Annotated in this window: 28 protein-coding genes; 12 read left to right on the forward strand and 16 right to left on the reverse strand. The window is 67.6% G+C overall.

Annotated elements, in window-relative coordinates; all coding sequences use genetic code 11:
* Positions 1–10: 10 nt before the first annotated feature.
* On the reverse strand, positions 11–1,519 hold the full coding sequence (gene scpC / locus LRK53_RS12375; protein WP_027493445.1) for a succinyl-CoA:acetate CoA-transferase ScpC: 1,509 nt from the start codon (positions 1,517–1,519) through the stop codon (positions 11–13).
* Positions 1,520–1,748: 229 nt separating this feature from the next.
* Here scpC and LRK53_RS12380 point away from each other — a divergent pair, with 229 nt between their 5' ends.
* Complete coding sequence (locus tag LRK53_RS12380) at positions 1,749–3,962, forward strand: penicillin acylase family protein (protein WP_027493444.1); 2,214 nt, start codon at positions 1,749–1,751, stop codon at positions 3,960–3,962.
* A gap of 47 nt (positions 3,963–4,009) precedes the next feature.
* Here the strand turns inward: LRK53_RS12380 and LRK53_RS12385 are convergent, their stop codons facing one another.
* The 6 genes from LRK53_RS12385 to LRK53_RS12410 all read right to left on the reverse strand — a co-directional run bounded on the left by LRK53_RS12385 (position 4,010) and on the right by LRK53_RS12410 (position 9,407).
* Entirely contained in the window at positions 4,010–4,705 is a 696-nt protein-coding gene (locus LRK53_RS12385; RefSeq protein WP_027493443.1) for a VIT1/CCC1 transporter family protein, read from the reverse strand.
* Between the two features lie 84 nt (positions 4,706–4,789).
* The gene (locus LRK53_RS12390) at positions 4,790–5,836 is read right to left on the reverse strand and encodes an SDR family oxidoreductase (protein WP_027493442.1); all 1,047 of its coding nucleotides are present in this window, start codon (positions 5,834–5,836) and stop codon (positions 4,790–4,792) included.
* A 44-nt stretch (positions 5,837–5,880) separates the two neighbouring features.
* Complete coding sequence (locus LRK53_RS12395) at positions 5,881–6,585, reverse strand: glutathione S-transferase N-terminal domain-containing protein (RefSeq protein ID WP_027493441.1); 705 nt, start codon at positions 6,583–6,585, stop codon at positions 5,881–5,883.
* Between the two features lie 126 nt (positions 6,586–6,711).
* Positions 6,712–7,395, reverse strand: coding sequence for a GNAT family N-acetyltransferase (locus tag LRK53_RS12400; RefSeq protein ID WP_027493440.1), 684 nt, complete (start codon positions 7,393–7,395; stop codon positions 6,712–6,714).
* 41 nt (positions 7,396–7,436) lie between these two features.
* Positions 7,437–7,814 (reverse strand): VOC family protein, encoded by a 378-nt coding sequence (locus tag LRK53_RS12405; RefSeq protein ID WP_235642194.1) that lies wholly within the window; start codon positions 7,812–7,814, stop codon positions 7,437–7,439.
* A 96-nt stretch (positions 7,815–7,910) separates the two neighbouring features.
* On the reverse strand, positions 7,911–9,407 hold the full coding sequence (locus LRK53_RS12410) for an amidohydrolase family protein (RefSeq protein WP_027493439.1): 1,497 nt from the start codon (positions 9,405–9,407) through the stop codon (positions 7,911–7,913).
* A gap of 145 nt (positions 9,408–9,552) precedes the next feature.
* Between LRK53_RS12410 and LRK53_RS12415 the strand changes: the two genes are divergently transcribed.
* Positions 9,553–10,386, forward strand: coding sequence for an NAD-dependent protein deacetylase (locus LRK53_RS12415; protein ID WP_027493438.1), 834 nt, complete (start codon positions 9,553–9,555; stop codon positions 10,384–10,386).
* Positions 10,387–10,688: 302 nt separating this feature from the next.
* On the opposite strand, the gene LRK53_RS12420 is transcribed toward LRK53_RS12415, so the two are convergent.
* Positions 10,689–11,168, reverse strand: coding sequence for a YybH family protein (locus LRK53_RS12420; protein ID WP_037089106.1), 480 nt, complete (start codon positions 11,166–11,168; stop codon positions 10,689–10,691).
* Positions 11,169–11,383: 215 nt separating this feature from the next.
* Here LRK53_RS12420 and LRK53_RS12425 point away from each other — a divergent pair, with 215 nt between their 5' ends.
* From LRK53_RS12425 to LRK53_RS12435, 3 genes are all read left to right on the forward strand, one after another.
* A complete protein-coding gene (locus LRK53_RS12425; protein ID WP_235642196.1) occupies positions 11,384–13,189 on the forward strand; it encodes a DUF885 domain-containing protein in 1,806 nt (601 codons plus the stop codon).
* A gap of 79 nt (positions 13,190–13,268) precedes the next feature.
* The gene (locus LRK53_RS12430) at positions 13,269–13,715 is read left to right on the forward strand and encodes an SRPBCC family protein (RefSeq protein WP_027491889.1); all 447 of its coding nucleotides are present in this window, start codon (positions 13,269–13,271) and stop codon (positions 13,713–13,715) included.
* Between the two features lie 107 nt (positions 13,716–13,822).
* Positions 13,823–14,179, forward strand: a complete 357-nt coding sequence (locus tag LRK53_RS12435; RefSeq protein ID WP_027491888.1) for a DUF1428 domain-containing protein — start codon at positions 13,823–13,825, stop codon at positions 14,177–14,179.
* A gap of 12 nt (positions 14,180–14,191) precedes the next feature.
* On the opposite strand, the gene LRK53_RS12440 is transcribed toward LRK53_RS12435, so the two are convergent.
* On the reverse strand, positions 14,192–14,485 hold the full coding sequence (locus tag LRK53_RS12440; RefSeq protein WP_027491887.1) for a hypothetical protein: 294 nt from the start codon (positions 14,483–14,485) through the stop codon (positions 14,192–14,194).
* A 179-nt stretch (positions 14,486–14,664) separates the two neighbouring features.
* On the opposite strand from LRK53_RS12440, the gene LRK53_RS12445 reads away from it, so the two are divergent.
* The 3 genes from LRK53_RS12445 to LRK53_RS12455 all read left to right on the forward strand — a co-directional run bounded on the left by LRK53_RS12445 (position 14,665) and on the right by LRK53_RS12455 (position 16,764).
* Positions 14,665–15,030 (forward strand): GFA family protein, encoded by a 366-nt coding sequence (locus tag LRK53_RS12445; protein WP_235642198.1) that lies wholly within the window; start codon positions 14,665–14,667, stop codon positions 15,028–15,030.
* 161 nt (positions 15,031–15,191) lie between these two features.
* Positions 15,192–15,953: a metallophosphoesterase gene (locus tag LRK53_RS12450; protein WP_027491886.1), complete on the forward strand. Its 762-nt coding sequence runs from the start codon at positions 15,192–15,194 to the stop codon at positions 15,951–15,953.
* Between the two features lie 121 nt (positions 15,954–16,074).
* Complete coding sequence (locus tag LRK53_RS12455; protein ID WP_027491885.1) at positions 16,075–16,764, forward strand: transposase; 690 nt, start codon at positions 16,075–16,077, stop codon at positions 16,762–16,764.
* On the opposite strand, the gene LRK53_RS12460 is transcribed toward LRK53_RS12455, so the two are convergent.
* On the reverse strand, positions 16,655–17,440 hold the full coding sequence (locus LRK53_RS12460; protein ID WP_027491884.1) for an XAC0095 family protein: 786 nt from the start codon (positions 17,438–17,440) through the stop codon (positions 16,655–16,657). The genes LRK53_RS12455 and LRK53_RS12460 overlap by 110 nt on opposite strands.
* A 255-nt stretch (positions 17,441–17,695) precedes the next feature.
* Between LRK53_RS12460 and LRK53_RS12465 the strand changes: the two genes are divergently transcribed.
* Positions 17,696–18,055: a helix-turn-helix domain-containing protein gene (locus LRK53_RS12465; protein ID WP_027491883.1), complete on the forward strand. Its 360-nt coding sequence runs from the start codon at positions 17,696–17,698 to the stop codon at positions 18,053–18,055.
* Positions 18,056–18,090: 35 nt separating this feature from the next.
* On the opposite strand, the gene LRK53_RS12470 is transcribed toward LRK53_RS12465, so the two are convergent.
* The 4 genes from LRK53_RS12470 to LRK53_RS12485 form a co-directional block, all read right to left on the reverse strand.
* The gene (locus tag LRK53_RS12470; protein ID WP_235642204.1) at positions 18,091–18,402 is read right to left on the reverse strand and encodes a helix-turn-helix domain-containing protein; all 312 of its coding nucleotides are present in this window, start codon (positions 18,400–18,402) and stop codon (positions 18,091–18,093) included.
* Positions 18,399–18,713: a hypothetical protein gene (locus LRK53_RS12475; protein WP_027491882.1), complete on the reverse strand. Its 315-nt coding sequence runs from the start codon at positions 18,711–18,713 to the stop codon at positions 18,399–18,401. Before LRK53_RS12475 ends, LRK53_RS12470 begins: the two co-directional genes overlap by 4 nt.
* Before the next feature lie 69 nt (positions 18,714–18,782).
* Positions 18,783–20,453 carry a urocanate hydratase gene (gene hutU, locus LRK53_RS12480; RefSeq protein ID WP_235642209.1) on the reverse strand — a complete coding sequence of 557 codons (1,671 nt, stop codon included), beginning with the start codon at positions 20,451–20,453 and terminating at the stop codon, positions 18,783–18,785.
* A 19-nt stretch (positions 20,454–20,472) separates the two neighbouring features.
* Positions 20,473–20,883: a hypothetical protein gene (locus tag LRK53_RS12485; protein ID WP_027491881.1), complete on the reverse strand. Its 411-nt coding sequence runs from the start codon at positions 20,881–20,883 to the stop codon at positions 20,473–20,475.
* Between the two features lie 5 nt (positions 20,884–20,888).
* Here LRK53_RS12485 and LRK53_RS12490 point away from each other — a divergent pair, with 5 nt between their 5' ends.
* Positions 20,889–21,284 (forward strand): cytochrome b/b6 domain-containing protein, encoded by a 396-nt coding sequence (locus LRK53_RS12490; protein WP_027491880.1) that lies wholly within the window; start codon positions 20,889–20,891, stop codon positions 21,282–21,284.
* On the opposite strand, the gene LRK53_RS12495 is transcribed toward LRK53_RS12490, so the two are convergent.
* The gene (locus LRK53_RS12495) at positions 21,242–22,351 is read right to left on the reverse strand and encodes an aminotransferase-like domain-containing protein (RefSeq protein ID WP_221174176.1); all 1,110 of its coding nucleotides are present in this window, start codon (positions 22,349–22,351) and stop codon (positions 21,242–21,244) included. The genes LRK53_RS12490 and LRK53_RS12495 overlap by 43 nt on opposite strands.
* A gap of 88 nt (positions 22,352–22,439) precedes the next feature.
* A complete protein-coding gene (locus LRK53_RS12500; RefSeq protein ID WP_221174175.1) occupies positions 22,440–22,856 on the reverse strand; it encodes a GntR family transcriptional regulator in 417 nt (138 codons plus the stop codon).
* Here LRK53_RS12500 and LRK53_RS12505 point away from each other — a divergent pair.
* Positions 22,818–23,930 carry an IS1182 family transposase gene (locus LRK53_RS12505; protein ID WP_027491879.1) on the forward strand — a complete coding sequence of 371 codons (1,113 nt, stop codon included), beginning with the start codon at positions 22,818–22,820 and terminating at the stop codon, positions 23,928–23,930. The genes LRK53_RS12500 and LRK53_RS12505 overlap by 39 nt on opposite strands.
* A gap of 267 nt (positions 23,931–24,197) precedes the next feature.
* Entirely contained in the window at positions 24,198–24,614 is a 417-nt protein-coding gene (locus LRK53_RS12510) for a cupin domain-containing protein (RefSeq protein WP_027491878.1), read from the forward strand.
* Positions 24,615–24,708: the final 94 nt, after the last annotated feature.

Below are 24,708 nucleotides of genomic sequence, written 5' to 3' on the forward strand. Positions count from 1 at the left end.
ATCGACGAGGTCAGCGCATGCTGCCGCTGTCCAGGTAACGCTGGTGCCAGGACAGCGCCTCGTTCAGCAGGTGCGGCGTGTGCTTGCCGTAGCTGTCGCGGCAGGCGCGGTCGAAGTAGTCCTGCAGCATCGGCCGGTAGTCCGGGTGCGCGCACTGCGCGATCACCGCCCGCGCCCGCTGCTTCGGCGACAGCCCGCGCAGGTCGGCCAGGCCCTGCTCGGTCACCACCAGGCCCACGTCGTGCTCGGTGTGGTCGACGTGGCTGACCATCGGCACCAGCGACGAGATGGCGCCGCCCTTGGCTGTGCTCGGACTCATGAAGCACGACAGGAAACCGTTGCGGGCGAAATCGCCGGAGCCGCCGATGCCGTTGATGATGCGGCTGCCGGCGACGTGGGTGGAATTGATGTTGCCGTAGATGTCGGCCTCGACCATGCCGTTCATCGCGATGCAGCCGAGCCGGCGCACCAGCTCGGCGTGGTTGGACATCTCCTGCGGACGCAGCACGATGTGCTGGCGGTAGAAGTCGATGTGGCGCACGAACTCCTCCACGCCCTCGGGACTCAGCGACAGCGAGGTGGCCGAGGCCATCGCGATGGTGCCGTCGCTGATCAGCTCCAGCATGCCGTCCTGGATCACCTCGGTGAACGCGGTCAGACCGCGGAAGCCGCCCTCGCGCAGGCCGCCCAGCACCGCGTTGGCGATGTTGCCCACGCCCGACTGCAGCGGCAGCAGCTGTTCGCCCAGCCTGCCGGCGGCGATCTCGTGGCGGAAGAACTCCACCAGGTGTCCGGCGATGCTTCGCGACGCCTCGTCCGGCGGCGCGAAACGGCCCAGCCGGTCGGGCGCATCGGTTTCCACCACCGCAACCACCTTGTCCAGGTCGCAGCGCAGGTACGGCTCGCCGATGCGGTCGCCCGGCTGCAGCAGCGGGATCGGCTTGCGATGCGGCGGCAGCGCGGTGCCGTAGTAGATGTCGTGCATGCCGTCGAGCCCTTCGGGCTGGCGCCGGTTCACCTCCAGGATCACCTTGTCGGCCAGGTCCAGCCAGGTCTTGTTGTTGCCTACCGAAGTGGACGGCACCAGCCGGCCGTCCGGCAGGATGCCGGCGACCTCGACCAGTGCCACGTCGATCTTGCCGAGGAAACCGCACCACGCGTACTGCGCCACCTGACCCAGGTGGATGTCCATGTACTCGATCTGGCCGGCATTGATGCGCGCGCGCAGCTCGGGGTCGGACTGGTACGGCAGGCGGAAGTCGATGCCGCCCACGCGCGCCAGCGCGCCGTCCAGCTCCGGCGCGGTCGAGGCCCCGGTGAGGATGCGCAGCGCGAACTTGTCGCCGCGCTCGTGCGCCGTGGAGATCCGCGTGGCCAGCGCCAGCGGCACGGCCTTGGGATAGCCAGCCCCGGTGAAGCCGCTCATGCCCACCGTCATGCCCGGCAGGATCAGCTCGGCCGCCTGCTCCGCCGACATGCGGCGTGCGGCCAGACCGGTATGTGCAATTCGTGTCGTCATGGTTTTTCAACTCTCCAAAGGGGCTCGAACAGGCCGCAGCCGCAAAGGTCGCCCAGACCGTGGCCCTGTCCGGAGCCCCATTCTGGGTACGTCGGCGCGAACCGCCAAGGCGACCTTCGGCGCATGCGTCAAATCGTCACATTACTGCATCGTTTTGCAAGCGTAGCCCGTTGATGGTCAACTCCACGGCACATGTTGCGCCAACACGTCCAGGGGAAATGACAGACCAATGCCCACGCACACTGCGAAGGACTCGCGCCACCTGCCGCGCCTGCTGCTGGCCACCGCGCTGCTCGCGTACGGGCTGCTTGCCAACGCACAGAGTGCCCCGCCCGCCGAACGGACCCGCTGGCAGCGCCAGGCGCAGGCGATCACCATCACCCGCGACGACTGGGGTATCGCCCACGTGCACGGCAGGACCGACGCCGACGCGGTGTTCGGTATGGCCTACGCCCAGGCCGAGGACGACTTCAACCGGGTCGAGACGAACTATCTCAACGCGCTGGGCCGGCTGGCCGAGGCCGAAGGGGAGTCGGCGATCTGGAGCGACCTGCGCCAGCAGTTGTTCATCGACCCGGTCGAGCTGAAGGCGCTGTACGCGAAGAGTCCCGCCTGGCTGCAGGCGCTGATGAACAGCTGGGCCGACGGACTCAACTGGTACCTCGCCACGCACCCGGACGTGCATCCGCGCGTCATCAAACATTTCGAACCATGGATGGCGCTCAGCTTCAGCGAGGGCAGCATCGGCGGCGACATCGAGCGCGTCTCGTTGAAACAGCTCGAAGCGTTCTACGGCCGCAACCCCGCCGCGCTGGCGCACGCCGACACGCCGTCCAGCTGGGTCGAGCCGACCGGCTCGAATGGCTTCGCGATCGCACCCAAGCTCAGCGCCGACGGCCACGCGCTGCTGTGGATCAACCCGCACACCTCGTTCTTCTTCCGCTCCGAATTGCAGATGAGCAGCGACGAAGGCCTGGACGCCTACGGCGCGGTGACCTGGGGCCAGTTCTTCGTCTACCAGGGCTTCAACCGCCACATCGGCTGGATGCACACCTCCACCGGCGCCGACGTGGTCGACGAGTTCGCCGAAACCATCGTGCACCAGGGCGGCCAGCTGTTCTACCGCTACGGCAAGGAACTGCGGCCGGTCGCCACGCGCACGATCCGCGTGGCCTACCGCGCGAAGGACGGCAGCATGGCCACGCGCAACTTCGAGGCGCACTTCACCCACCACGGCCCGATCGTGCGCGAAGCCGACGGCAAGTGGATCGCCATCGCGCTGATGAACAAGCCGATGGAGGCACTGCAGCAGAGCTGGCTGCGCACCAAGGCCAGCGACTACGCCAGTTACCTGAAGGTGGCCGAGCTGAAGGCCAACTCGTCCAACAACACCATCTTCGCCGACGACAAGGGCGAGATCGCGTACCTGCACCCGCAGTTCATCCCCAGGCGCGACAACCGCTTCGACTACACCAAGCCGGTCGACGGCAGCAACCCGGCCACCGACTGGCAGGGCCTGCACGAGCTCGACGAGGCGCCGCACCTGCTCAACCCGTCGAACGGCTGGATCATGAACACCAACAACTGGCCGTACTCCGCCGCCGGCGCGTTCAGTCCGAAGCAGGCGGACTACCCGCGCTACATGGACAGCTTCGGCGAAAACCCGCGCGGCATCCACGCCACCCGTGTGCTGGACCGCGTGCGCGACTTCAGCCAGACCTCGCTGATCAGCGCCGCGTTCGACTCCTACCTGCCCGCGTTCTCGCGGCTGGTGCCGGTGCTGGTGCACGACTACGACATGCTGCCCGACCACGATCCGCTGAAGTCGCGCCTGGCCGGCCAGGTCGCACTGCTGCGCAGCTGGGACTACCGCTGGGGAATCGCCTCGATGCCAACCACGCTGGCGGTGTTCTGGGGCGACATGCTGTGGGACAAGCTGCACGCCGAGGCTGCATTCAAAGACCAGTCGGTGTACGACTACATGGCCGGCGACGCCGGTGCCAGGGCTCGGCTGGACACGCTGGCCGAAGCCTCCGACCGGCTGCAGCAGGATTTCGGCAGCTGGGGCGTGCCATGGGGCGAGGTCAACCGCTACCAGCGCAACGACGGCGCCATCGTGCAGAAATTCGACGACGCCAGGCCGAGCATCCCGGTGCCGTTCGTGTCCTCGCGCTGGGGCTCGCTGGCCTCGTTCGGCGCGCACCGCTGGCCCGGCATGAAGAAGTATTACGGCACCAGCGGCAACAGCTTCGTGGCGGTGGTGGAGTTCGGCCCGAAGGTGAGCGCCCGCGCGATTACCGCCGGCGGCGAGAACGGGCACCCCGGCTCGAAGCATTTCAATGACGAGGCCGAGCGCTACACCACCGGCAACCTGCGTACGGTGTACTTCTGGCCGGAGCAACTGAAGGGGCACACCGAGCGGGTCTACCACCCGGGCAACTGAAACACTGCGCGGGAAACGCCATCTTTCCCAGGCTGCGAACCGCCGCGCTACGCGGCGGTGCCGAACAGCATGCCCACGCCAGTGGTGACCGCCATCGCCAGCGCGCCCCAGAACGTGATGCGCATGGCGCCGACGCCCATCTTCGCACCGCCGGCCCACGCCGCCACCGCGCCGAGCACGGCGAGGAACACCAGTGAAGTGGCGAACACCAGCCACAGCAAGCTCGCCGCCGGCGCCAGCGCCACCACCAGCAGCGGCAGCGCGGAACCCACCGCGAAACTCAGCGCCGAGGCGCCGGCCGCCTGCAGCGGCCGCGCCTTCAACGTCTCGGTGATGCCCAGTTCGTCGCGGGCGTGGGCATCCAGCGCGTCGTGCGCCATCAGCTGGTCGGCCACCTGCCGCGCCAGCTGCGGGTCGAGTCCGCGGCCGACGTAGATCGTCGCCAGCTCGCGGTGCTCGGCCTCGGTCTGGGTCTGCAGCTCCAGATGCTCGCGCTCGAGTTCGGCGTGTTCGCTGTCGGCCTGCGAATGCACCGACACGTACTCACCGGCGGCCATCGACATCGCCCCCGCCACCAGCCCGGCGACGCCGGCGACCAGGATGTTCTGTCCGCTGGCATGCGCGGCGGCCACGCCCAGCACCAGGCTGGCGGTCGAGACGATGCCGTCGTTCGCGCCCAGCACCGCGGCGCGCAGCCAGCCGATGCGGTCGGTACGGTGTCGTTCGTGATGGTGTCGTGGCATGCCGGTGATCCCGCGGGTCGGATGGTGCATTGTGCGCAAGTTGACGCGCGGTGGCGCGAACGTATCTCGTCCCGCCAGGCGACGCTAGGCGCTGGCCTTCACGCCGCCCTTCAGAAGACCCAGGCGCAGCAGGCTCTCGGCGCTGGCGACCACGGCATCCTGCGGCGCGCGCGGCGACCAGCCCAGCACGCGTCGGGCCTTGGCGGCGCTGGCGTTCTTGCTCATGCCCAGCTCGGGCAGGATCTGCCGCACCGCGGGGTCGCGCAGCGCCGCCAGGCGCACCAGCCAGTTGGGCAACTGCCGCCTGGGCACCCGGCGCGCCGCTGCGCCCAGTTGCTGCCGCAGCGTCCGGGCGATCTCGCGAATCCACATGAAATCCCCCGCAACGGCGAGAAAGCGCTCGCCCGCGGCGGCCGGATCGGTCATGGCACGCAGGTGCAGCTCGGCCACGTCGCGCACGTCGACCACGCCGAAGCACAGCTGCGGGCAGCCGGGCACGGCACCGTCCATCAGCCGCTGCACCAGCAGGATCGAGGTGGAATAGTCCGGCCCCAGCACCGGGCCGAACACACCCACCGGATTGACCACCGCAAGCTCCAGCGTGCCGCCCTCGCGCGCAATGAAATCCCACGCGGCGCGTTCGGCCAGGGTCTTGGACTTGACGTAGGGCAGCACGCCTTCACCGTCGAGGTCGGTCCAGTCCGTCTCGTCGAACGGCGCCGTCTGCGGCGCATGGCCGTAGCCGACCGCCGCGAACGAGGAGGTCAGCACCACGCGCCGCACGCCGGCGTCGCGCGCGGCGCGCAGCACGCGCAGCGCGCCATCGCGGGCGGGCGCGATCAGCTCGTCCTCGTGCTGCGGGAGGTCCGGCGGGAACGGCGAGGCCACGTGCAGCACATAGTCGCAACCGGCCACCGCTTGCGGCCAGCCGGCATCGCACTCCAGGTCGGCCTCGACGAAGGACAGCCGCTCGCCCGGCTCCGCCCCGCCCTGCTTCAGCATGGCGCGCACCGCGGCCTCGCGCCCGAGGCTGCGTACGCTGGTGCGCACGCGATGTCCCGCGGCCAGCAATTGCAGGATGCAGTGGCTGCCGATGAAACCCGACCCGCCGGTGACCAGTACCGTGCCCATGACGACCCTCCCGAGGTGTCCGCTTGCCGCGCCGGACCGCGTGTTCAGCCGCGGCTGGGAATCTGCAGCCCGCGCTGTACCGCCGGCCGCGCCAGGCCGCGTTCAAGCCAGCCGCCGACGTGGGCGTAGCGGTCGTAGTCGACCAGCTCGCGCGCTTCGTACCAGGTGATCAGGTTGTTGACCCAGCCCAGCGTGGCGATGTCGGCGATGCTGTACTCGTCGCCCATGATCCACTCGCGCCCGGCAAGGCGCCCGTCCAGCACGCCGAGCAGGCGCTTCGACTCGTTGACGTAGCGCGCCAGCGGCCGCTTGTCCTCGTACTCGCGGCCGGCGTATTTGTGGAAGAAGCCCAGCTGACCGAACATCGGCCCGATCGAGGCCATCTGGAAGAACAGCCACTGGATCGTCTCCCAGCGCCGCGCCGGATCGGCGCTCAGGAACTGGCCGCTCTTCTCTGCCAGGTACAGCAGGATCGCGCCCGACTCGAACAACGCCAGCGGCTCGCCGCCGGGGCCGGTGGGGTCGATGATCGCGGGGATCTTGCCGTTGGGGTTGAGCGCGAGGAACTCCGGCGTATGGCTCTCGTCGTTGCCGATGTCGACCAGATGCGGCTCGTATGGCAACCCGGTCTCCTCCAGCATGATCGACACCTTCACCCCGTTCGGCGTGCTGAGCGAATAGAGCTGGATGCGCTCCGGATGCCGTGCTGGCCAGCGCGTGTTGACGGGAAAATCGGATAGCCGGGTCACGTGGTACTCCTGCGGGGCGGGGAAAGCGCACGGTAAGTTGTCCCGCCAGCGGGTTCAACCCGCGCTGCTGGCGCGATGCCGGCGTTGCCACCGCGGACGCCGTGTTTCACGCGACCACACGGCGGATCACGCCGGCGCCCGGCGCCATGACCAGAACCCGATATCGCGCCGGTGGCGATAGCCCATCCGCTCGTACATCGACTCCGCGCGCCGGTTCTGGTGGCTCACGTGCAGGAACGGCAGGCGGCCGCGTTCGAGGTTGTCGTTCGACAGCAGCGCCAGCAGCCGGCGCGCATAGCCACGGCCGGTGAAGTCGGGGTGCGTGCATACCGCGCTGATCTCCTGCTGCGCCTCCATGCCCAGTCGCTCGCCGATCATCGCCGCCAGCCGGCCGTCCTGGTAGATGCCGAAGTAGCGGCCCAGTTCCATCGTGCGCGGCCGGAAGTAGTGCGGATACACCAGCGCGGTCAACGCCAGCACGTCGGCGCGATGCGCCGCGGTCAACTCGACCACTGGCGGTCCGTCGACCGCCGTGATCGGCGCCGGACACACCATCTGCGCCAGCGGAGCGAACGCCTCGAGCGTCCCGCCGCGCGGCGACGACGGCGCCACGCCCAGCAGGTAGACCGACTCGCCTGGCTCGACCAGCGACGCCAGCGCCCCGGTCATGTCCGCCTCCGCGCTGGCCAAGCCGAGGAATGGAGCAAAAGCCGCGGGATAACGCGCCACGTCGCCGTGGCGCAGCGCGATGGCCCGGTGCCGGCTGCACAACGCGGACCAGAACGGGTTGTCGAGCTCGGCCGGGTTCATGCCGCCATGCTAGCGCGCCGCTGCAGCGCCGGCGGCGCCAGTCACAGCACCTGGCAGGCTTCCAGGTAATTGCCGTCCGGGTCGGTGAAGCCGAAAAAACGCACGCCGGCGCCCGTCCCCACTGGCTCGGGCGTACCGCCGTGAGCCGTCACGAAGGCATGCGCGGCGTCGGCGTCCGCGACCGCCAGAATCGGATAGGTTCCCGCGCGTCCCGTCGTGGCGTGGCCGGTTTCCTGGAGCTTGCGTTGCCACAAGGTGAGGCTGGTATCGCCGAGCGGCAGCACCGCCAATCCTTCGCCACCTTCGAAATAGATCGGCTCGACCGCCAGCAGGCGCTGGTACCACGGCAAGGCATGGGCGAGATCGCGCACGCGCACGATGACCGTGCCGATGCGCAGGAATGGCGTGGTGGCTGGCATGCATGTCCCCCGGCAAGAGTCCCCGCAGGGGCGTCCGGCGATCGTCCGGGCCGGGGCGGAGAAACTCAAGTGCTCCACGCCCGGCAAGGGCCTGCGCTAGCGCAGGCCCACCGTGCCGTTCGCCGCCTTCACCAGCTTGGCCGGGTCGTAGCCCATGCCGTCCTTGAACACCAGTTCGACCTTCTCGATGTCCTTGATGTTCTCGGCCGGATTGCCGTCGAGCAGCACCAGGTCGGCGGCCTTGCCCACCTCGATCGAGCCGATGCGCTGGTCCTCGCCCATGAAGCGGGCGCCGTTGAGGGTGGCGATCTGGATCGCCTGCAACGGGGTGAATCCAGCCTCGACCAGCAGTTCCACTTCGCGCTGGTCGCCGTAGCCGGCGATCACGCCGCCATAGCCGGTGGGGTCCAGGCCGGCCAGCAGGGTGCCGCCCTGCTGCACGAACGCATGCTCGAAATCCTGCTCCAGCTTGAACACCTTCGGCCACGGCGAATCGTGCATGCCGGCGATGCGCTCGCGGCTCGCCAGGTACTCCACTCGCGTTTCCGGCAGCATCGCATCCAGCACGCGCTGATCCACCGGCGCGCGGCCGGGCACGAAGGTCTCGAACACCGGCAGGGTCGAGGTGATCGCCACATGCTTCGCCACCAGGGTCCTGATCAACTGCTGGATGCGCGGATCGTCCACGCGCATCGTCGCCAGCTGGGCCAGCGCGGCCTTGGTGTCGGGGCAGACATCGGGCTGCTTGCCGGCGCTGAATTCGGTGTCCACCGGCAAGCCGTGCTCCAGGTCATCGATGCCAAGCCCGACCGCCTCGGTGAAACCGATCGCGCACAGGTGGCCGGTCACCTGCACGTGCTTCGCGTGCGCCACCGCGATCGCCGCGGACAGCTCGGCGCGGGTGATGTGCATGTATGCCTTGAACGAGGTTGCGCCCTCGCCGATCCAGTAGTTGACCGTCTCGGTGGCGTCGGCCGCATCGGCCAGCTCGTGCATCTGCGGCGTGAAGCTGCCCTTGCCTTCCAGGTACGGCCCGGTGGTGTGCATCTTCGGTCCGGGGATCTTGCCGGCGTCGATCGCCTTCTTCAGCTCCAGGTCGGTGTACGGCTCGGTGCTGCCGGTGGTGCGGATACTGGTGACGCCGCCGGCCAGGTACAGCTTGGGAAAGCTCGATGCCTGCTCGGGATAGATCGCATCCTTCGCCTCCGGATTCACCTTCGGCGCCGGATAGAACATGTGGTCGTGCATGCCGACCAGGCCGGGGATCAGCGTGTGCCCGCTGCCGTCGATCACGGTCGCGCCCTTCGGCAGCTTCACGTGCCTGCCGAGCGCCGCGATCAGGCCGTCGCGCAGCAGCACCGTCTGCTTCTCCCGCGCCGGCGTGCCGTGGCCGTCGATCACCCGCACATGGGTGATCGCGATCAGCGGCTGCGCGTACTTCACGTACTGCAACGTCCGCGCCGACAGCTGCGGCGCCTGCGCCCAGGCAGACGAAACGGCGCACAGCCCGGCCAGCGCAGTGACCAGCAAGGCATCCCGGCGGGTACGTGGTGGCGCCAGGACGGGCGCGAGGCGGCGGGCTTGCACGGGCATGGTCGGGTTCCCCAGTGGCAGGGCGGGCAGCAGCCCGCGAGCGCGCCAAGTTACTCCGATGAAATCCGCGATGTCACAATGGCACGACGTCGTTCCGTCTGCCTGCGCTCTGTTTTCAGGCCCGCCGCGCCCTCATATCCAGCCGATGACTCCGTTGCAGCAATTCCTCGAAGCCCATCCGCGCCTGTTCGTGCTGACCGGCGCCGGCTGCAGCACCGCCTCGGGCATTCCCGACTACCGCGACCGCGACGGCCAATGGAAGCGTCCGCCGCCGGTGAACTACAGCGCGTTCATGCATGAGCCAGCGACGCGCCAGCGCTACTGGGCACGCAGCATGGTCGGCTGGCGGCGCTTCGGCAGTGCGCAACCGAACGCCGCGCACCACGCCCTGGCCACGCTGGAGCAACGCGGGCAGGTCGAGTTGCTGGTGACGCAGAACGTGGATCGCCTGCACCAGCGTGCCGGCAGCGAACGGGTGCTCGACCTACACGGCCGCCTCGACGAGGTGCGCTGCATGGGCTGCGACTGGCGAGGCGCCCGCCATGCGTTCCAGCAGCGGCTGCTCGAGCGCAACCCGGCCTGGGCGCAGCTTGATGCCGTCGACGCGCCGGACGGCGACGCCGAGCTGGAAGGCCTCGACTTCGCGTCGTTCGAGGTACCGCCCTGTCCGCGCTGCGGCGGCATCGTGAAGCCCGACGTGGTGTTCTTCGGCGAGGCGGTGCCGCGTGAGCGCGTGGAGACCGCCACGCGCGCCTGGCAGGCCGCCGATGCGGTACTGGTGGTGGGTTCCTCGCTGATGGTCTATTCCGGCTACCGCTTCGTGGCGGCCGCCGCGCAGGCAGGCAAGCCGGTGGCCGCGGTGACGCTGGGCCGCACCCGTGCCGATGCGCTGCTCACCCTGAAGGTCGACGCGCCCTGCCAGGAAGCGCTGGCGTTCCTGCGCGCGAGCGAGCCGGCGGCCGCCGTACCGCTGCCCTAGGAGCGTGGGCGGCAGAAACACAAGCGGCTGCGGCTGCGCCGTTTTGGCCACCTTCCGCGCCGATTTTTGGCCCATAGAACCACTATGGGCCGGCAAACCGTCACGCAAGCTGGCTCAAAACGGCTTTGCCTCGCCTGCTTGGTTTCTACCGCCCACGCTCCTAGCGCGCCGGCCGCGAAAGCCTGTACGCGCTCGACCCGCAGCCGCTCGGCGAACTGCGCGATTACATCGACCTGGTGTCGAGCCAGTGGGACGACGCGCTGGCGCGGCTGAAACCCTTCGTGGAGAAGTGAGCTGGCCAGTCAGCTGGTGTGATCGAGGATGATCTTCCAGCCGTCGGCGGTCTTTTCCCACAGCAGCGAGAACACGCCATCGTCCTGCGCCACCTCGCCGTGCGTCGCGCGGTCGAGGTGGAAGCGGCCGGTCACCACGGCGTAGCGCGGCTCGCCGCCGGCGCCCGGCAGCAGGCGCACGTCCAGCTCGGAGAAGCTGAGCCGGCCCATCTGCTGCGCCGTCGCGTAGTGCCTGCGGTAACTGTCGAGAATGCTGCGATAGCCCTTGCGCACGCTGCTGCCGATGAAGGTGGTGTCCGGCGCGTCCTTGTAGCCGCGCATGTAGCCTTCCACGTCGCCGCGGTTCCACGCCGCGGCCTGCTGCGCCATCACCTGGCGGATCGCCGCGGCCTCGCCGCCGGCGCTGGCCGCGTGGCCGGGAACCGTCCCGCCCAGGCCAGCCACCGCCAGCAACATCCCGAGTCCGATAAGCCATGGCCTGGTCGTCATGCCGCGCCCCTCGCACCGTGTGGTGGCCAGTATCACCCGTCAGCTGGCGGGCAGGAACCGCAAGCCCTTCCGATGCGGGCTTGCGCGGCCCCATCGCCGGAGCGGCATCGAAAGGCGGATGCGCTCGCCGCTTCGGCGCGTCATCGACGCGAAGCAGGTTGCACTCGATCACCGCGCTACCTACTCTCGACAGTCCTTGTCATGGAGCCGTCTGCATGCCCCCGATCCGCCTCATCACGCTGTGCGCCGCGGCGACCGCCGCACTCGTTGCCGGCTGCAACCGGGAAGCTCCCCGCGCGCCCGCCGCCGCTACGCCGCCTGCCAGCGTGGCAACGGCCAACGACAACGCCAGGCTGGATGCCGCCGTCGACGGCTTCATCGACGGCATGTTCAAGCGCTACCCCACCTTTGCCGCCAATGCCGGCAGGCACGAGTTCGACGGCAAGCTGCCCGACTACAGTCCGGCCGGGTTGAAGGCGGATGCCGACTGGCTGCATGCCGAGCGCGACCGCTTCGCCGCGTTCGGCGACGACCGGCTCGACCAGAGCGGCCGCTTCCACCGCGACTACGTGCTCGCGGTGATCGACGGCCAGCTATTCTGGCTGGAGGACTCAGGCTTTCCATACAGCAACCCGGCCTTCTACACCAGCGACCTGTCGCCCAGCATGTACCTGACGCGCCCCTACGCACCGCTGCCGCAACGCATGGCGGCGTTCGTCGCCTACCAGGAAGCGCTGCCTCGCGCCGTCGCCCAGATCAGGGCGAACTTCAGGCTGCCGCTGCCGGCGTCGTACATCGAGCTGGGCGTGAACAGTTTCGGCGGGTTCGCCAGCTTCTTCCGCAACGACGTCCCGGCGATCTTCGCCGGCGTCAAGGATGACGCCCTGCAAGCCCGCTTCAAGGCATCCAACGCCGCCGCGATCAAGGCCACGCAGGATCTCGCCGACTGGCTGAAGGCGCAGCAGCCCCACGCCACCCATGACTACGCGCTGGGCGCGGCGAAGTTCTCCAAAATGCTGCATGCCACCGAGCTGGTCGACCTGCCGCTGGACCGCCTCAAGGCCATCGGCGAGTCGGACCTGCAGCGCAACCTCGACGCGCTCAAGGCCGCCTGCGACAAGTTTGCGCCGGGCCAATCACTGAGCGCGTGCGTCGACAAGGAGGGTGCACACAAGCCTGCCGGCGGTGCCGTGGAAGGCGCGCGTGCGCAACTCGTGGGCCTGCGCCAGTTCATCGTCGACAAGGATCTGGTGACCATCCCCGGTCCCGAGCAGGCCCAGGTCCAGGAAGCGCCGCCGTTCAACCGCTGGAACTTCGCCTACATCGAGATCCCCGGCCCGTACGAGAAGAACCTGCCGTCGGTGTACTACATCGCCCCACCGAATCCAGCCTGGAGCAAGGCCGACCAGTTGGCCTACATACCGGGCAAGGCCGACCTGCTGTTCACGTCTTCGCACGAAGTGTGGCCGGGGCACTTCCTGCAGTTCCTGCACGCCAACCGCGCGCACTGGAAATTCGGCCAGCTGTTCGTCGGCTACGCCTTCTCCGAAGGCTGGGCGCACTACGCCGAGGAGATGATGTTCGACGCCGGCCTGGACGGCGCCACACCGGAGGTCCACATCGGCCAGCTCACCAACGCCCTGCTGCGCGACGTGCGCTACCTCTCCGCCATCGGCCTGCACACCGGCGGCATGACCGTCACCCAGTCCGAGCAGATGTTCCGCGACAAGGCCTTCCAGGACCCGGGCAACGCCCGCCAGCAGGCAGCCCGCGGCACCTACGACCCGGCCTACCTGAACTACACCCTGGGCAAGCTGATGATCATGCAGCTGCGCCAGGACTGGATCGCCGCGCACCCGGGCCCGAACGCGCTGAAGGCGTTCCACGACCAGTTTCTCAGCTACGGCGGCCCGCCGATCCCGCTGGTGCGTGCGCAGATGCTGGGCGGCAAGCCGGAGGCCAGGCTGTGGACGGCGCCGGCGAAGGCCGCGGCGGGAACGGCAGCGGCCACGTCCAGGTAAGGGCCAGGCGCCCGGTCGATCTTCGCCCTGCCCGTTCGTCGTGCAGGGTGAGGGCCGTCCTCCGCCACGGAAAACCATCGTGACCACCAACACGCTTCGCCTGCACCGCGTGCTGCGCGCCCCGCCCGAGCGCATCTACCGCGCCTTCCTCGACGCCGACGCGATCGCCAAGTGGCTGCCGCCGAACGGCTTCACCTGCAAGGTGCACGAGCTCGACGCACGGGTCGGCGGCCAGCACCGGATGACCTTCACCAACTTTTCCAGCGGCCACGGACACAGCTTCGGCGGCACCTACCGCGAGCTGGTGCCGGGCGAACGCATTCGCTACAGCGACCGCTTCGACAACCCCGGCCTGCCCGGCGAGATGACCACCACCGTCACCCTGCTCGCGGTGTCCTGCGGCACCGACGTGCAAGTGGTGCAGGAAGGCGTGCCGGAGGTCATCCCGGTGGAGCAGTGCTACCTGGGCTGGCAGGAATCGCTGCTGCTGTTGGGCCAGCTGGTGGAAGCGGACATTCCGGACTGACCGACGCCGCGGCTGGTCGGCGCCGCCTCGTGTCGATTCCGCACGCGCCCGTTCGTCGTCAGCAGGAAGGCGGCCCTGCCGGCCGCCGTTTTGCGCAGGAGACCACCATGTCCTATGTCGATGGTTTCGTGATCGCCGTACCCGACGCCAACCGCGAGCAATTCATCGCGCACGCCCGCCATTTCGACGCCATGTTCCTGGAGTTCGGCGCCACCCGGGTGGTGGAGTGCTGGGGCGACGACGTGCCCGACGGCAAGCTCACCGACTTCCGCCGCGCCGTGCAGGCCACGCCGGGTGAATCGGTGGTGTTCTCCTGGATCGAATGGCCCGACAAGGCCAGCCGCGACGCCGGCATGGAGCAGGTCATGAAGGACCCGCGCATGCCGGGCGCCAGCGACATGCCGTTCGACGGCAAGCGCATGATCTTCGGCGGCTTTGCGCCGGTAGTCAGCCTGCCCGCCTAGCGGCGCGGCCGCTCACTCCCCTTCTTCCTCGAACTCCACCAGCGCATCCAGCTCGAACGCCAGCGCCTCAACCGCCTCGCGCACCTTGCGCGCGGTGGAGGGGTTCAGCGCCTCGATCTCCAGCTCGTGCGCGTCGGGCCCGTAGGTGTCGCTCAGGCCCGCGGAGCTGGAATCCGCGTCGTCCATGCGATCCATCATGTCCACGACCTCCTCCACGCGCTCGATGCCGTCCAGGCTCTGCAACAGGTTGGTCACGGCGCGGACGTCATCGCCGCTTCCGGTCAGGCGCAGGCGTAGTGTCGGCATGGCAGCATCTCATGGCAGGATGCAGATCAGCCGAGGTACGCCCGGGCCAAGGCGGCGTGACGATGGCGTCGCGCACGAAACCAACGCCCGGCGCGCCAGCCGTCGATGCGACGATGGCCCGGCGAGCCATCCGGCCATGCACTACGGCCCCGCATCCGTGTTCCTGCCGAGGATCCGCCATGCCCTATCCATCCGCGCTTCCCGCCACCGGCAGCTGCCGCTGCGGCCGCGTGCGGCTGCGCGTCACCAAGTCGGCCATGCTCAGCATGGCGTGCCACTGCCACGGCTGCCAGAAGATGACCGGCAGCGCGTTCTCGCTGTCGCTGGCCCTGCCCGCCGACGGCGTGGAGGTGATCGCCGGCGAGCTGGTCCGCGGCGGCCTGCAGGAGGAACACAGCCACCTGTACTGCGCGTTCTGCAAGTCGTGGGTGATGACCCGCCCGGCCGGGCTCGACTGGCTGATCAACCTGCGCCCGTCGGTGCTCGACCCGCACGCCGACTTCGCACCGTTCATCGAAACCTGCACCGATACCCGGCTCGCCTAGGCATCGACCCCGGCCAAGCACAGCTATGCCGGCTTCCCCTCGATGGAGGATTATCAGCCACTGGCCGAGGCCTACGCCGCCGAGACCGCGGATGCCATCGCGACGTGCCCGGACCCCTCCCGGTTCCGGGCACGTCGCGATGGCCCTGAACGGAGCACCGCATGCGCCTGCACATCCTGTCCGACCTGCACCTGAGCACGCACGGCATGCCGCCGCCCGAGGTGGCGGCTGACGTGACGATCCTCGCCGGCGACATCCGGCGCCCGGCGGCGGAGGCGATGCAGTGGGCCGCCAGCCTGGGGCGCCCGGTGCTGTACGTGCCCGGCAACCACGAGTTCTACGGCGGCGCGATGCCGCAAGTGCGCCAGACGCTGGCGCGGAGCGCGCGCGAGCACGGTATCGGGCTGCTCGACCAGGGCACGCGGGAGATTGACGGCGTGCGCTTCGTGGGTGCGACGCTGTGGACGGATTTCGCGCTGTTCGGCGCCGGCAACAAGGAACTTGCCATGGCGGCATCGGCCAGCTTCATGCGCGACTTCGCCGTCATCCGCAACGCCGACGGCAGCGTATTCACCCCCGCCGACGCCGCCGCGCTGTTCGCCGAACAGTACGCATGGCTTGCGGTCGTGCTGGCGCAACCGTTCGCCGGGCCGACCGTGGTCGTCACCCACCATGCGCCGACGCCGCGCAGCGTGCATCCGCGCTTTGCCGAGTCGCCGGTCAGCGCCGCCTTCGTGTCCGACTGCAGCGCGCTGATGGGCCGTGCCACACTGTGGGTCCACGGCCACACCCACGACAGTTTCGACTACACGGTGAACGGCACCCGGGTGGTCTGCAATCCGCGCGGCTACAGCTCCAACGGGGTGAACGAAAACCCGCATTTCGACCCGTGCCTGTGCATCGAGGTAGAGGCTGGCGCGTAAGACGCAGAGGGCCCGAACGGGGTCAGGTTCACTTTCACACAGATCACTGCTCGTAGCGCCTACGGCAGGTCGCGGCGAGGGCGGGTACCACGGCTCTGGTGCCATCCGTGAAGCTGAGCGAATGGCCAGGCAACCCCGACTCGACCTACCCGGTATTCCCCAGCACATCGTCCAGCGCGGCAACAACCGCCTGCCCTGCTTTCTGGATGACACGGACCTGCACCGTTACCTGCACCTTCTCCGCGAGGCGCTGCTCGACACCCGATGCATGCTGCATGCTTATGTACTCATGGACAACCACGTCCACCTGCTGGTGACGCCCAGCGAAGTCGGCGCCATTTCAAAGATGATGCAAAGGCTCGGACGGTGCTACGTAGGGCAGTTCAATGCACGCCACCGTCGCACCGGCACCTTATGGGAAGGTCGATACAAAGCCTGCCTGGTGGACACCGAAACCTACGTGCTGCGCTGCTACCGCTACATCGACCTCAACCCGGTGCGTGCACGCCTGACAGACGACGCAGCCAGCTATCCGTGGTCCAGCGCCTCCAGCCATTGTGGCCTGCGCCCGCTTGCGTGGCTCACGCCGCATCCCGCCTACACCGCGTTGGCGCCCACGCCCGAAGCGCGCGCCGAGGCCTACCGGCAGCTTCTGCGCGAAGTACTGTCCGACGACGATCTTGCGGCGATTCGCACCTACCTCAAGCAACAACGCGCGCTGGGCCACGGCGGCTTCCGCGCCATGGTCGAGGCCAAGACCCAACGCCTCGCCGGCATCCGCCCGGCTCATCGACCGCCACGCTCCCAATAGACCGCGGAAGTGAACCTGACCCCGTTTGGGGGAGCGCGAGGTAGGTGGCCCGCTCCTCGCGCACACCGGGTTTCGTACCGTGCGGCGGCTTCAGCGCCTGCGCATTCACGTCGCCGCTGATCTCACGCAGCTTCTCCACGTCGCGGACGATAGCGTCGCCCATGATCGACAGCGTGGCGTCGGACAACTCGGCGTGATCGGTGCAGGTCACCACGTTGCCAAGGGCCCGAAGGCTTGCGAGCAGCAGGTTGATCTCGTCGATCTGATCCAGGGTGACGCCGAAGAGGAAGCCGTTGCCGGCCTCATCCCTCGCCGGCTCGGCGACCTCCGGCTCTGCGGTTTCCGTGCAAGCCTCCGCTTCCGCTTCCGCTTCCGCTTCCGCTTCCGCTTCCGCTTCCGCATCGGCCTCGCATGCTGCCGCCCTTTTGCCACGCTCGGCCGGCCAGGAGAGTTCGTCCAGCACCTGGGCGAGCTGCTCCTCCAGCAGTTCCATGCAGATCGCCACTTCGCCCGGGCGGATCTCCGCGTACCACTCCTTTGCCTCGTCCGCGATGCGCGGTCGCGCCAGGTTGCCCAGAAACTCCACATACTCGCGGAGCTTTTTCAGCCGCAGTTGGCTGTCCTCCGGCAGGAAATAGCCGGTCGTGCCCAGATCGTCCAAATCGGTCGTCGACATGCTCGCCTCCTCGCTCTATGAAATGCCCGTCGGAAACAGGGGGAAGGCAGAGTCGGCTCTACGACCGTTCCCTCAACAAATGCACTCCGACGCCTGCTATCACCCCCGCCCTCCATGGCCAGAATGCAACCATGAATTGCCGATGTCAACAACCATAAATGGCACGCTCGCAAATACACGTGCGCAACAATGGACCACACTTGCCAAGCCTCACCGCGCGCAAGCGCCGGGACGATGCGACAACCAGGAACTGGAATGGCAGCACCCTACGAGCACTTCGCCAGCCGCCTGCGCAAAGCATTGGACCAGGCCGGCTTCGTTTCAGGGCGCGGAAGGACAAGCACCCTGGCCAGCCGCTACGCGGTATCGCGGGAAACCGCCCGCAAGTGGCTCACCGGCCTCGCCCTGCCCGAGCTGCCGCGCATCATCGAACTGGCCAAGGATTTCGACGTCAACCTGGAATGGCTTGCCACCGGGCGAGGCCCCGCCGCGCCCGGGGTGAGCGAAGCCGGCGCCCTCTATCGTCGCCTGAGCGACAACGAGAGCCACCTGCTGAATGCGTTCCGCAAGCTTCCCGAATCGAAGCGGCAGTTGCTGGTGAAGTTCCTTTCCTAAAAAACAGCGGGTGAAACGGGGTCAGGTTCACTTAATCAAGCTGCCGCCAACACCTTCCGCACCGTCTTCGGCGCTGCTACTGCCACTTTCAACAGAGCCTTGGCCGCGCCGCTCGGTTCGCGCCTGCCCTGCTCCCAGTCCTGCAACGTGCGTGTGGAAACGCCCAGCATCGCGGCGAAGTCGGCTTGGGACAGTCCGAGTTTGAGGCGGGCCTCCGTAGCTTTCGTTACCTGTACGGTAAAGCGCCGCCCTTCGCCCGCCTTGATTTCGCGGATGGCCTGCAGGACTTCCAGGCCGATATCGCGCTTGGCATCCCGTTCGAGAATTTCCTTGCTCAGCTTTTTCATGGTTTCACCACCTGCTCCTTGAGCAATCGGATGACATCTGCGGGAAGGTTGGTCTGCCGTGACTTGGCGTAGATCGCCAGCAACCAGATTTGCCCATGCTCGGTTACGCCGTAATAGATCACGCGTACGCCGCCGCGCTTGCCCTTGTCGCGGGCGCCCCAACGAAGCTTGCGGCAGCCGCCCGACGCGGGGATGACGTCGCCTGCGTCAGGATGGCTGGAGAGATACCACTGCAAGCCGGTGTACTCATCCTCCGTGAGGTAGTCATACACGTATTTCGCGAACACGGACGATTCGACGAACTCGTACATGGCAGACTCCCTTCTGCACGCTTGAACTATACGGCAATGCCGTATGTTTCACAAACTAGTTCGTGACAGTTACACCATCGGCAACTTCAACCCCTGCTCGCTCGCACACTGCACTGCGATGTCATACCCCGCATCCGCATGCCGCATCACCCCGGTGCCCGGATCATTCCACAGCACGCGGGCGATTCGCTTGTCCGCTGCCGCCGTGCCGTCGCACACGATCACCACGCCGGAGTGCTGGCTGTAGCCCATGCCGACGCCGCCGCCGTGATGGAAGCTGACCCAAGTAGCGCCGCCGGCGGTATTGAGCAGTGCATTGAGCAGCGGCCAGTCGGACACCGCATCGCTGCCGTCCTTCATCGCCTCGGTCTCGCGATTCGGTGACGCGACGGAGCCGGAATCCAGATGATCGCGCCCGATCACCACCGGCGCCTTCAGCTCGCCGTTGCGCACCATCTCGTTGAACGCAAGGCCGAGCTTGTCGCGCAGGCCAAGGCCCACCCAGCAGATACGCGCCGGCAGGCCCTGGAAGCTGATGCGTTCCCTGGCCATGTCGAGCCAGCGGTGCAGGTGCTTGTCGTCGGGGATCAGTTCCTTGACCTTGGCGTCGGTCTTGTAGATGTCTTCCGGGTCGCCGGAGAGCGCGACCCAGCGGAACGGGCCGATGCCGCGGCAGAACAGCGGGCGCACGAAGGCGGGCACGAAGCCGGGGAACGCGAACGCGTTGTCGCAGCCGACGTCCTTCGCCATCTGGCGGATGTTGTTGCCGTAGTCGAAGGTGGGGATGCCCTGCGCGTGGAACGCGAGCATCGCGTCCACGTGGGTCTTAATCGACAGCTTGGCGGCGCGCGCGGTGCCGACCGGGTCGGCCTTGCGGCGCTCGAACCACTGCTCCACCGTCCAGTCCTGCGGCAGGTAGCCGTTGACCGGGTCGTGCGCGCTGGTCTGGTCGGTGACGGCGTCGGGGTGCACGCCGCGCCGCACGAGTTCCGGCAGCACGTCGGCGGCGTTGCCGAGCAGTGCGATGGATTTCGCCTCGCCGGATGCGGTGTATTTCGCGATGCGCGCCAGCGCGTCGTCAAGATCCGTGGCCTGCTCGTCGACGTAGCGCGTCTTCAGGCGGAAGTCGATGCGGCTCTGCTGACATTCGACGTTGAGGCTGCACGCACCGGCGAGCGAGGCGGCCAGCGGCTGGGCGCCACCCATGCCGCCCAGGCCCGCGGTGAGGATCCACTTGCCCTTGAGCGAGCCGCCGTAGTGCTGGCGGCCCATCTCCACGAACGTCTCGTAGGTGCCCTGCACGATGCCCTGCGAGCCGATGTAGATCCAGCTGCCGGCCGTCATCTGGCCATACATCATCAGACCCTTGCGATCGAGTTCGTTGAAGTGCTCCCAGGTGGCCCAGTGCGGCACCAGGTTGGAATTCGCGATCAGCACGCGCGGCGCGTCGGCATGCGTGCGGAACACGCCGACCGGCTTGCCGGATTGCACCAGCAGCGTCTCGTCGTCGTTCAGCTCACGCAGCGATTTCAGGATCGCGTCGAAGCACTCCCAGTTGCGCGCGGCGCGACCGATGCCGCCGTACACCACCAGCTCCGCAGGGTTCTCCGCCACTTCCGGATCGAGGTTGTTCTGCAGCATGCGGAACGGCGCCTCGCTAAGCCAGCTCTTGCAGGAAAGCTCGCTGCCGCGTGGCGCGCGGATGGTGCGGGTGGTGTCGATGCGGGTGGATGCGTTCATCACGAAGGGCTCCGGTGAGTCAGACCGCCGAGTATAGGTCAGCGGCTGGCACAGGCCGGAGGCCAGTCACGGTGCCGCGGGCCGCGGGCCGCGCGTCGATGTCGGTGTGCTTGCGCAAGGCCACTGCCGCACGCATGCGCACGAGCATCTTCGCCATCCGCGGGTCCTTGCCGAAAAGGGATTCCAGGCAGTCGGCGGTGGCGTCCAGTCCGACTCGCGGTGGCGGCTGGATGTCGGCGCGCAGGATCCAGCCGTACGGATTGTCCGGCCGCTCGTGAGTCAACTGATCGGTCACGACCCAGCCCTTGTCCCCGTCGTGCGCCATATGGACGAACATGTCGCCGAACTGGGGCAGCACATTCACGTCGTCCGGGTCGATCGCCAGCAGTGCGCGGAAATCCTGTTCCGCGTGCGCATAGTCGACCTGCATTTCGAATGCTCGGCACGTCGCTGCGGCTGCCGCCGATCTTCCCGACCAATGCCGTCGCGTTCGCCGTGCTGCGCCAGCTGCACGGCGGGTTCGCGATGCTGCTGTTGCTGACGCTCCTGGCGCACATGGCGGCGGTGCTGTACCACGGCCTGATCCGCCGCGACAGCGTGCTGCCGGGCATGCTCCGCGGCCGAAGGAAAGCGGCGCGGGCCTTGATCGGGTATGGCGGCGAGCCCGCGGCTGACGATTCGAACGAATTGACGCCGAGCGCTCCAGCCGGGATGCGGAAGAACATGCCGACTAGCGCGATGCCTTCGCCGCCTCCACTGTATAGAAGACGGCTTTCACGACTACGGCATCAGCGCGGCTCGACGTTTCCGTCGCACGGCCCGATCAACTGATGAAGACGCCGGCAAGCTGCGGGAAGCTGTCGCTCGGTCGCCGTCGCGACTCCAAGCAAGAGGCCCGACTCGGCAGCCGTGCCCGGGCTGAACCATGGCAAGAGCGGAGATGGAGCCAGACCTTTGGCAACGGCGTTCCGGGCGACGCCGACGTCTGACACCCCGTCGGGCAGGCGCACCACGGCGGCCCGGCCGCCGATGTGGACGCGATATCCTTTCCGTATCCATTCGGCCTGCAGCACTTCGCTCCTCGCGCAGTAGATGCGCTTCATCCGGCGCAAATGCCTCATGTAGTGGCCCTCGCGCATGAAATGGGCGGTCGCCTGTTGCACGGCAGGGCCCGGTGCCGATCCGAAGCACAGGGTCGCCTCGGCGAATCGCGTTACCAGCGCGACGGGGGAGACGATGAAGCCGAGCCTGAGCGCCGGGCTGATGGTCTTGCTGAACGACCCGATATGGATGACGCGGCCGCTGCGGTCCAACGACGCGAGCGCCGGGGCGGCGCGCCGATTGAGCTGGAGTTCGCCGAGATAATCGTCCTCGATGATCCATGCTCCCGTGCGGGCAGCCCATGCGAGCAATTCGATCCGCCTCTTGAGCGACAGCGTCGTGCCGAGCGGCGCCTGCTGGCCCGGCGTTACCAGGGCCAGCGCGGCGGCGGGCGCCTTCTCCATGCCGCAGGAGACGTCGACGCCATCCTCGTCCACCGGGATGGGGACGGGAACGAGCCCGGCGAGCTCGAGCGCCTTGCGGCTCTGGAAGAAGCCGGGATTTCCCATCCAGGCCTCGCGCCCTTCCGCGCCCAACACCCTCAGGGTCGTGCCGAGAGCACCGGCGAAGTCCGCCGTGATGAAGATCTGCGATGGGCGGCATTCGACGCCGCGGGCCAGCGCAAGATGCGCGGCGATCTCACGCCGCAGTTCGATTTCACCGCGCGGATCGGGATAGACCGCGCGCGCAGCGACCTTGGCGCGGGCAGCCTGCGCACGCAGGCGGGCAAGCAGGCTCGTCGGAAAACCATCGCGGCCGGGTATGCCCATCTGGAAGATCGCCGGACCGGTGAGCAAATGCTCGTATAGCGCCGGCGGCGCATCGGCTTCCGCCGGAGGAACGACCCCCCACTCCGGCAGGATGCTCGGCCACCTTCGTGCCACCCTAACGCGACGAGACGACGACTTGTTCGTCGGCCAATCGCTCGTAGGCGGATTTGACCGTGCCCCTGGCCACTCCGAGTTGGGCGGCCAGGGCGATCCACGAGGAAAGCCTTGCGCCCGGCGCGAGCGCGCCGCTGCTGATCGCGGCGAGGATGTTGCGGCGGATCTGCTCCGCCAGCGTGATCCTGGCGGACCGATCGACCCTGATGTGCACCGCGGCGGTCATACTTCGTGGTACATCGGGAAATACCATTCGAGCCGCTTGCAAAATTCCCCATTGCGGCCGAATTTTTCGCCAGCGGAGGTGGCGAAAAAAGTAGAGCGGGTGCCGCCATTGAAGGCATGATGGAGTTATCGAAGCGCCACCAACACCCGCCGAATAAATACTGCCGTACGTGATCGCCTGACGCAATTCCATCGTCACTTCCAGCACGAGTTGGTGCCCTTGGTCGAGGCGGATGTCGGACAGCGGCTGACGCCGGCGATGGAGGGCCTGCTGCGCATCTGGGAGCAGGTTGAAATCGAGCGGTTCGTGCCATCGACGCGCGGGCGGGTGGGCCGGCCACGGCAGGAACGCATGGCGTTGGCACGGGCCTTCGTGGCCAAGGCGGTGCTGGGCCTGACCCAGACCTCGGACCTGGTGGATCGCCTCAACGCCGATGCGCTGCTGCGTCGCTTGTGCGGATTCGATCCGCGTCGGCGCAAGCCGCTGAATGCCTCCTTGTTCTCGCGCGCGTTCGCGGCGTTTGCGGAGCAAGGCCTGGCGGCACGGGTGCATGAATGGCTGATCCGCCGCACGCTGGGCGGCGCCCTGATCGGGCACGTGTCGCGCGATGCCACCGCCATCGAAGCACGCGAGCGCCCGCGCAAGACCGCAGCCGCGCCGTCGCCACCGCCGCGCAAGCGCGGTCGGCCACGCAAGGATGAAGTGCGTCCGGCCAAGGAGCCCACCCGCATCGAACGCCAGCATGCCGGCATGAGCCTGCCAGCTATGCTCGCCGACCTGCCTGCGGCATGCGACGTGGGTGCCAAGCGCAACAGCCAGGGCTTCGCGACCACCTGGATCGGCTACAAGCTGCATCTGGACGTGGCCGACGGCATGATTCCGATCAGCGCGGTACTTACCTCCGCCAGCGTGCACGACTCGCAAGTGGCGATCCCGCTGGCCACGATCACGATGCAGCGCGTGACCCACTTGTACGACCTGATGGACGCGGCGTATGACAGTACGCTCATCCGGGAGCACAGCCGCGGGCTGGGCCATGTGCCGTTGATCGATCACAACCCGGGCCGAGGCGAGAAGATCCCGTTCGCTCCCCACCAGGCGCAGCGATTCAAGGAACGCAGCACCGTCGAGCGCGTCAACGCGCGCCTGAAAGACGATTTCGGCGCCCGCCGCATCAACGTGCGTGGTTCGGTCAAGGTGATGGCGCACCTGATGTTTGCCGTACTGGCCCTGACCGCAGACCAACTCTTGCGATGGGTCACGTAGCGCACCGCGCAACCTCCCATGGGACCGCAGACTCCATCGGAGTCCGATGCTCTTTGTCTGACGGACGGCGCCATGGACATTTCTTGACCACATCAGCCCAAGCAGACTGCTGCGGAACCTTCGATGGGGTCAAAAAACAACCGACGACGCACGGGTTGATCCGGTTAGACCGGTTTCAGCGGGAATTTTGCAAGCGGCTCATTCTTGGTTCTTTTTTGTGAACCAAACCAAGCGTAGGATGCGTCGCATTCACCAGGAGTCCCCTCTATGAGAACCAAGGCCATTTTCGCCACCCTGCTCGCCATCGCCGCGCTGTCGCTCACGGCCGCAGCGAGTGCACATGCGCCGGGCGAAACCGTCGCGCCGAATTTTTCGCACGCGATCTCCAATATCCCGGGCAAGTCCCTCGTCGCCGTCGAAGTGCTCTACCGCCCGGGCGAAGCGTCGCAACCGCATATCCACGCGAAGTCGGCCTTCATCTACGCCTATGTCGTATCGGGTGCGATCGAAAGCCAGGTCGACGATGGGCCCGCGCGGGTCTACACGGCGGGCCAGAGTTTCTATGAAGAGCCCGGCGCGCATCATCGGATAAGCCGCAATGCGAGCAAGTCCGCCCCTGCCAAGTTGCTCGCCGTGTTCATCGTCGACACCAGCGACACGCGCCTGACAACCCCGCAAGACTAGGCAGGATCCAGGTCACAACGCATCGATTACACGAAGGTTTCCCCGGCCGGAGTCAAGGCGCTTGGCGGCGTCTACGGCTACGTCGCGCAGTCCG

The organism is Rhodanobacter thiooxydans, assembly GCF_021545845.1.
Lineage (GTDB): Bacteria > Pseudomonadota > Gammaproteobacteria > Xanthomonadales > Rhodanobacteraceae > Rhodanobacter.